The organism is Neorhizobium sp. SHOUNA12A, from assembly GCF_023006505.1.
Classification (GTDB): Bacteria; Pseudomonadota; Alphaproteobacteria; order Rhizobiales; family Rhizobiaceae; genus Neorhizobium.
In genome coordinates this window covers 1-4,125 of the sequence record NZ_JALBGV010000164.1, presented here as the reverse complement: position 1 = coordinate 4,125, position 4,125 = coordinate 1, and the positions used below count along the sequence as shown (strand labels likewise).

The following is a 4,125-nucleotide window of genomic DNA, read 5'->3' as shown; positions in this document are numbered from 1 at the left end:
GTCGGCCGCTGGCGGCCGACGATGCTGCCGTCGCCGCGGCTCCACTGCCTTCGACCGGCTTATAGTCACGATAGGTCATGATCCAGTTACCGCAGTTCTGATCCGTGCCGTTCAGCACGTTGGCGGCGCGCACCGCTTCCATTTCCTGCGGCCGGCAGGGGTTCATGATCGCCGACGTCATGCCGGCGCCAATCACCATCGGGATGAAGCCGGCATTGATGCCATGGCGGTGCGGCAGGCCGAAGGAGATGTTGGAGAGCCCGCAGGTCGTGTTGACCTTCAGCTCCTCGCGCAGGCGCCGCAGGAGCGCAAAGACCTGCAGGCCGGCGCTGCCGAGCGCGCCGATCGGCATGACCAGCGGATCGACGACGATGTCATGCGGCTTGATGCCGTAGTCGGCGGCGCGTTCGACGATCTTCTTGGCGACCGCGAAACGGACGTCCGGATCCATCGAAATGCCGGTCTCGTCGTTGGAGATCGCCACGACCGGTACGTCGTATTTCTTGCAAAGCGGCAGGATCGCCTCGAGCTTTTCCTCCTCGCCGGTGACCGAATTGACCAGTGGCCGGCCCTTGGCGACTTTTAGCGCCGCCTCGATGGCGGCTGTCACCGAACTGTCGATCGACAGCGGCACGTCGACGAGGCCCTGGACGATCTCCAGCGTCCGGACGAGTAGGCCAGGTTCGGTCTCGTTGGGGTTGACCGAGGTGACCCCGGCATTGACGTCGAGCATGGTGGCGCCCGCCGCCACCTGTTCCAGCGCATCCCTGATGACCGTGTCGAAATTGCCCTCGATCATCTCGGCCGCGAGCTTCTTGCGGCCCGTCGGGTTGATGCGTTCGCCGATCACGCAAAAGGGCTGGTCGAAGCCGATCACAATCTCCCGGGTTGCGGATGCGACGATGGTGCGGGTCATTTCTTCCTCCAGGCGCGCGATGCGGCGCCGAAACGATGTGATTGTCTGAACGTCAGGCGGTTTCGCGGCCGCCGGTCTTCACCAGCGCCACGAGTTTTTCCCGGTCATAGGCTGCTTCGAGCTCGGCCGCCGCCCTGTCGGCTTCGGCCTCAAGATCGTCGGAGACGGCGGTGGGATCGGCCTTGCGCCATTCGGCGAGGTAGTCGTCGTTGCCGGCGGCGCCGCTGCGCATCGCGCACATGTCGATCGCCTCGGTGAAGCGCAGCGACAGTTCCCGCTTGGCGGTCTGGCGGCCCTTCTTGATGATCACCTGCGCCGGAATATCCCGCCAGAAGACGACGATGCGGTCGGCCATGAATTCCTCCGTGTTGAGGTGCAGCATGCACGGGTGCGGGCGACAAGACTGCGCTTGCGACGACGTCGCACCCAGCAAAATACGACGCGGTGATGGGATTGCCTTGCCGGATGTCGGGCCGGGTGCCGGTTACCAGATCTTCCGGGTCAGCCCGTGATAGACCCAGGTCCAGATCGGCGGCGGGAAACGTAGTGCGGAGGGGCCTTGCGGCTGATACGGCTTCAGTGTGCCGGCGATGGCATCGCGAAGCGCGCGGACGCTGATATCGACGGAAGAGGCAGTCATCAGCAACGGATAGGTGGCGAGCGAATCCGAGCGCGCCGGCTCCACCCGCTTCTCGTAGAGCGTTCCGCCGGTATCGATGCCCTTGTCGACCAAATGCACGGTGGCGCCAAAGTTCTTCTCGTCGCCTTCGACACGCGACCAATAGCCGCCCATCTGGCCGCGATACATCGGATTGATGCCGGCGTGGAAGTTGATTACCGGGCAGCGGACAGCGGCAAGCGTCTCCGGCGACAGGATGCGGCAGGATATGGTGAAGATCGCGGCGGGCTTCAGGGCTGTCACCGCTGCGTGACAGGCCGGATCGTTGAGGGAGGCCACGTGCGTCACGGGGATCGCTGGGTTAGGCTCGGTGGAATGGCCGTAGTCGCGGATGATCTCGGCGGAGCGGCTCGCCGCCACGCTCTTGGTGAGCCGCGACGCGATCATCGTCGCAAGTTGGCCAAGCGCGGTAAACCAGCCGAACCGCCGGGCGCGGCGTTTCAAAAGCGTGCCCTTCGATTCCGGCTGTTCCTCGACGACATGCAGGTCGGGGAAATGTTTTGCCAATGCGTTGATCATCATCTGCGGGTTCACCCCGCCTGACGTCATCACCACGATCCGAGAATTCCGGTCCTGCATCGATCCCCCCGCAAAAAGCGCAGGGCCGCACTCTTCCGCCGAAGGCCCGAAGAAACGGTTAAACCGAGCGTAACGCCTGCGTGAGGTCACCGTAGCCGGTGAAGCGGTATTCGTATTCCAGGCCGAGATACTCGGCGGCCGCACGCGCCTTCTCCTGAAGGACCTCGTCTTCCTCCTGGCTCAGATAGACGAGCTTTCGGTAATTGCCGAAATACATCTCCTTCAGCTGCGGATGACGGTCGAGACCGAGCGGTTCGATGACGAAGGCCTCGAACTGGCGGGCGAGAAAATCTGTCAAGAAGAATGAGAACAGGTCTTCGTCCGCCTTTGCGGCAAAAGCGTCGTTTCCGGCGAAGAAGGAATAACAGTGCGGCCCCTCAATGCGGGCGATGCCCTCGCGTTCGCAGAGCCGGTCGATGTCGCCGCCGGTTCCGCAATCCGCATAGGCGAAAAAGATCTTTTTGAACCCAGCTTCCCGCGCCTCGGCGACGGCTTTTTCAAGCCCTGGAACGATCTTCTGCGGATAGGCGTGCCAGATCGCCGGCAGGCAGTTGAGATCGATATGGCCAAGACCTTGCTGCCTGGAAACAGCAAGGATTTCCCGCGCGATCGCTCCGCACGCGATCACGTGAACTTTTTCGCAAGTTGAACGTTCCTTTGCCGGAAAATCCATTTCCGCCACGATTTCATCTCTCTCCATCGGAGTATTTTAACATGACGGTCAAGACAGTCACGGTAATCGCCGCTCTTCTCGCGACGATGGTTTCACTCACCTCCTGCGGCAATACCATCCGCGGCATGGGCAAGGATGCGGCCAACACCGTCAATGCCACGCAGGATGCGGGACGCCGGGTCGATCGCGCTGCGCGTTAAGGCGTCGCCGTCAGCAAGCCGTTCGGCGCCTCAGGCGCCGGCGGCAAGGCTGTTGTGCTTGCGGCGGATATATTCCTTTGCCGTTTCGACGGCGACCGCCGCATCGCGGCAATAGGCATCGGCGCCGACCGCCTTGCCGAATTCCTCGTTGAGCGGCGCGCCGCCGACAAGCACGATATAGTCGTCGCGCATGCCCTTTTCCTTCAGCGTGTCGATAACGACCTTCATATAGGGCATGGTCGTGGTCAAAAGCGCCGACATTCCGAGAATATCCGGCTGTTCCCGCTCGATCGCGTCGAGATAGTTCTCGACGGGGTTATTGATGCCAAGATCGACCACGTCGAAGCCCGCTCCCTCCATCATCATGCCGACAAGGTTCTTGCCGATGTCGTGGATGTCGCCCTTGACGGTGCCGATCACCATCTTGCCGAGTTTCGGAGCGCCGGTCTCGACCAGAAGCGGCCGCAGGATGAACATGCCGGCCTTCATGGCACCCGCCGAGAGCAGCACTTCCGGCACGAAAAGAATGCCGTCACGGAAGTCGATGCCGACGATGCGCATACCCTCGACCAAGGCCTTTGTGAGGACGTCATAGGGCGTCCAGCCGCGCGTGAGCAGGATGTTGGTCGCCTCCTCGATCTCCTCCTTCAAGCCGTCGTAAAGATCGTCGTGCATCTGCTGCACGAGTTCCTCGTCGGAAAGTTCCGCCAGGATGATTTCGTCGTCGGACATGCAATGTTTCCCTTCGTTCGAGGGGCCGGTTCGAAGGCCGGCAAATCAGACGTTTACCGTCCCGACTATCTGTACCTTTAATTTGCTTGGCAATTTCTTTCGTATGCGACAGCGGCGCGTCGGAAAAACGACGGAAGATCACGGCGTGATGTCTGTCCTGTACAAACCCGTGACGCAGAAAGGCGGGGCTCGGCTTGCGCTTGAGCCTAGCATGGCGCATCAAAAAAGCTTGAGGCGCTTTTCAAAGCGGAGGCGAGGAACATCATGGACGATTTGACCCCAGAGACGGAACCGGCAGGCAGCGGGGCCAGACGCGGCCGCGGCGAGCGGGGAGCGGCAGGCCGCC

At 61.9% G+C, this 4,125-nt stretch carries 6 protein-coding genes; 1 reads left to right on the top strand and 5 read right to left on the bottom strand.

Going from position 1 to position 4,125, the window contains the following annotated elements:
* The 4 genes from MOV63_RS32040 to MOV63_RS32025 form a co-directional block, all read right to left on the bottom strand.
* Window positions 1–916 (bottom strand): methyltetrahydrofolate cobalamin methyltransferase (locus tag MOV63_RS32040; RefSeq protein ID WP_247039781.1); only part of this gene is annotated, 916 nt, incomplete at its 3' end.
* Window positions 917–968: 52 nt separating this feature from the next.
* Window positions 969–1,271: a virulence factor gene (locus tag MOV63_RS32035; RefSeq protein ID WP_247039780.1), complete on the bottom strand. Its 303-nt coding sequence runs from the start codon at window positions 1,269–1,271 to the stop codon at window positions 969–971.
* A gap of 129 nt (window positions 1,272–1,400) precedes the next feature.
* Window positions 1,401–2,174, bottom strand: coding sequence for a formyl transferase (locus MOV63_RS32030; RefSeq protein WP_247039779.1), 774 nt, complete (start codon window positions 2,172–2,174; stop codon window positions 1,401–1,403).
* A 58-nt stretch (window positions 2,175–2,232) separates the two neighbouring features.
* Window positions 2,233–2,874: a DUF1638 domain-containing protein gene (locus MOV63_RS32025; RefSeq protein ID WP_247039778.1), complete on the bottom strand. Its 642-nt coding sequence runs from the start codon at window positions 2,872–2,874 to the stop codon at window positions 2,233–2,235.
* 14 nt (window positions 2,875–2,888) lie between these two features.
* Between MOV63_RS32025 and MOV63_RS32020 the strand changes: the two genes are divergently transcribed.
* Entirely contained in the window at window positions 2,889–3,047 is a 159-nt protein-coding gene (locus MOV63_RS32020; RefSeq protein WP_038543295.1) for a hypothetical protein, read from the top strand.
* 30 nt (window positions 3,048–3,077) lie between these two features.
* Here MOV63_RS32020 and MOV63_RS32015 read toward each other — a convergent pair whose 3' ends face one another.
* A complete protein-coding gene (locus tag MOV63_RS32015; protein ID WP_038543293.1) occupies window positions 3,078–3,779 on the bottom strand; it encodes a B12-binding domain-containing protein in 702 nt (233 codons plus the stop codon).
* Window positions 3,780–4,125: the final 346 nt, after the last annotated feature.